Origin of the sequence: Rhodoblastus sp. (assembly GCF_041915505.1) — a bacterium.
GTDB lineage: Bacteria > Pseudomonadota > Alphaproteobacteria > Rhizobiales > Beijerinckiaceae > Rhodoblastus.
This window is the reverse complement of the sequence record NZ_JAYSBG010000399.1, coordinates 1-3,038: the sequence shown is the minus strand read 5'-3', so window position 1 is coordinate 3,038 and position 3,038 is coordinate 1. Positions and strand designations below refer to the sequence as shown.

3 protein-coding genes are annotated in these 3,038 nt (G+C 58.1%); 1 reads left to right on the top strand and 2 read right to left on the bottom strand.

All coding sequences use genetic code 11. From position 1 onward, the window contains the following. Both ACE3S9_RS17605 and ACE3S9_RS17600 read right to left on the bottom strand, forming a co-directional pair. A partial coding sequence (locus tag ACE3S9_RS17605) for a hypothetical protein (RefSeq protein WP_374547781.1) occupies positions 1 to 276 on the bottom strand: 276 nt, incomplete at its 3' end. Between the two features lie 318 nt (positions 277 to 594). Beyond that, complete coding sequence (locus ACE3S9_RS17600; RefSeq protein ID WP_374547780.1) at positions 595 to 1,188, bottom strand: DUF1097 domain-containing protein; 594 nt, start codon at positions 1,186 to 1,188, stop codon at positions 595 to 597. Positions 1,189 to 1,527: 339 nt separating this feature from the next. Between ACE3S9_RS17600 and ACE3S9_RS17595 the strand changes: the two genes are divergently transcribed. Beyond that, positions 1,528 to 2,832, top strand: coding sequence for an Nramp family divalent metal transporter (locus ACE3S9_RS17595; RefSeq protein ID WP_374547782.1), 1,305 nt, complete (start codon positions 1,528 to 1,530; stop codon positions 2,830 to 2,832). The last annotated feature ends 206 nt before the right edge of the window (positions 2,833 to 3,038 follow it).

Genomic DNA, 3,038 nt, shown 5'->3' with positions numbered 1-3,038 from the left:
GACTTTGACGATCGTCTCGCTGGCGATCCGCCAAGCCGAATATATCGCCCAGCAGATGAGCGCGCGCGCCATCTGACAAAGCGGCTCCGCCGTCAAGAGTTCCGGAAGCGCTGGCGCGCATCCGGAATTTTTTTGTTGGAAGAAATATCGGCCTCGGAATAACGAGACGCGCAGATGGGGATGCGATTCTCGCGTTCGATTTCTTGCAGCGAGGAATTGAACGAGATCGATTTCAAACAGCGGTTCAGGCGCGTGATTTGGTGAATCCGCCGCCAAGACGGGCTCGTGCTTTCACCGCGGGATGTCGTCGCGTTGCGTTCGGGGTGATCTCCGGCCGTCAAGCTGCGCCCGCTGGTCGATTTGATTTCGCGACGGGTCACATCGCAGCGTCGCAACCGTGGACGGAATCGGCTGACCGATCGTTCCAACATTGTTGAAACGATTCGATCAGCTTTCTCGTTTGCTTCCTCGATCGTTTCATTGTTTCATGGAAACAATGAAACGATCTAGATTTTTGTTTTGACGCGTATTCGCTTCGCGGACCTGCGGTTCTTTACGCGAACCGGCACCCACTTCGCTCGAAAACGCTATAGCTTACGTCAGATCCTCCGACAGCTTGGACTCGACCCCGGCGCCGCCGGCTATCAATTTCCCAAGTCGCTCGGAAGCATAGCCCAGACCCAAGCCGACCACCCAGGTCAAAGCGACATACAAGGCGGTAGCGTCAAGCGGACTTTGTGAGCCGAAGAAACTCGCCGCGCCCAGGAAAGCGGCAGGCGTGAAGGCGAGCGCCGGAACGTCCGCCATCGCCACGAGAACGAAGGCGAGGATCGTCACGAAGGCGACCAGCGGCCACAATCCGCCACCCGCATATTGCACGGCGAGCAGGGTCAGAAAGGTCAAACCAATTCCCGCCAGTCCGGCGCCGCCGACTTTGGTGATCGCTTGTACGCCGCCGCCGGCGGCAAAGAAGGCGCCCCATGCGATGAAGCCAATCCAGGCGTTGAGATGCAGCGTGGGGACGCCAACGCTGACATAGACCCAAGGGGCGACCAGCAGGGCGACGGCCAGCGCGATTGCATGCAATATTTTCATGTCCATCCCTTTTTGATTTCTGTTGTCGTTCTGTCGGGAGTAAAGGCCTCGATCGCTCTCCGATGTCGGCTCTACCCCGGCATCGAGCGGCAAACTTCATGCCAGCAAAAAAGGAAGAAATAACGAAACAATGGATCTCATCCATGTTATATATTCGCTACAGGAAAATTGAATTGCTGCGACGCACAAACTGGTTGGGTTCAATTTCATTGTTACTTTGCAGCGATGGCTTGGTGTGTAACATAATATTACACAGAACCATCTTCATGTTACATTTGTAATATAACATAACGCACGAAATGTGTATGTCTGCCTATTACGATCTTGTAGACTATCAATTGAAGATGTGATTTTTAATATAAAAGCATTGTTGGCGACTTGGGTCAGGTGCGCCGAACGCCAGCCATGAATGCAAAGACCCCGGATTTTCCGATGGAATTCGAAACTGCTCTGAAGTCGGCTTCCTTGACCGAACGAAACGTCTTCGCAGCGCGCCAGCTTCTGTCGGGAAGGGGCGGCGGCCCGAGCGCCTATCTGGCCTTTGCCGGCCCCGCCTTGATCGCGTCCATCGCCTATATGGACCCCGGCAATTTCGCGACCAATATTCAGGCCGGGGCCAAATATGGCTATGGGCTGCTTTGGGTCGTCGCGCTCGCCAATCTGATCGCCATGCTGTTTCAGGCCCTGTCCGCCAAACTGGGCATCGCCACCGGCCACAATCTCGCCGAGCTGTGCCGCGCGCATTTTCCGCGGCCGATTGTCTGGATCATGTGGGTCGTCAGCGAAATCGCCGCCATGGCCACCGATCTGGCGGAGTTTCTGGGCGGGGCCATCGGGCTTTCGCTGCTGTTCCACATGCCGCTGATCGCCGGCATGGGCGTCACGGCGATCATCTCCTATGGCATCCTGATGTTCGAGGACCGCGGCTTCCGGCCGATTGAACTGATCATTGGCGGGTTGGTCGCCTTGATCGGCCTTTGCTACCTCGCCGAAATGTTCATCGCGCCGGTCGACTGGGCGAAGGCGGGTTTCCACACCTTCGTTCCGCAGCTCGCCGACGATGGGGCCCTGTTCATCGCCGTCGGCATTGTCGGCGCGACGATCATGCCGCACGCCCTCTATCTTCACTCCGGCCTCACGCAGGGCCGCACGCCGGTCCGCAACGAGTCCGAGCGACGTCAGGTGATACGCTTTTCCAACCGGGAAGTGATCATCGCGCTCTCCTTCGCCGGCCTCGTCAACATGGCCATGGTGATCATGGCGGCGAGCGCTTTTCACGCCGGCTACAGCGATGTCGCGGAGATCGAGACGGCCTATCACACATTGACGCCTCTGCTGGGCGCCGGCGCCAGCGGCATCTTTCTGATTTCGCTGATCGCCTCGGGCGTGTCGAGTTCGACGGTCGGCACCATGGCGGGACAGATGATCATGCAGGGTTTTATCGGCTTTCGCATTCCTACCTGGGCGCGCAGGCTGATCACCATGCTGCCGGCTTTCGCGCTGGTCGCCTGGGGCGTCAATGCCACGCAGGCGCTCGTAATGAGTCAGGTCGTGCTCAGCATCGCCCTGCCGATACCGATGTTTGCCCTGCTCCTCCTGACGCGGCGCGCGGATGTCATGGGCGCTTTCGCCAACCGCCCGATGACGCAAATCGTCGCCGCGGTCTGCGCCGGCGCGGTGCTGTTGCTCAACGTCGTGCTCATCTCTCAGACATTCGGCATCACGATCCCTCGCTGAGCCTTGAACTCATAGCGGCATTTTCCAGCAATACGCGAAGACGTTGGGGAAATGCGGCAAGACCGGCGATGATTAGGGATTCGCGAGAATCTCTCGGCGAATCTGATCTCGTGGCGCCGAAAGGGCCACGAAACCGACATCGCTGGAAACGAGGGCGCAGACACGGAGAAGCAAATTGGCGGTCAGCATCGGCGAGGTTTTGCATA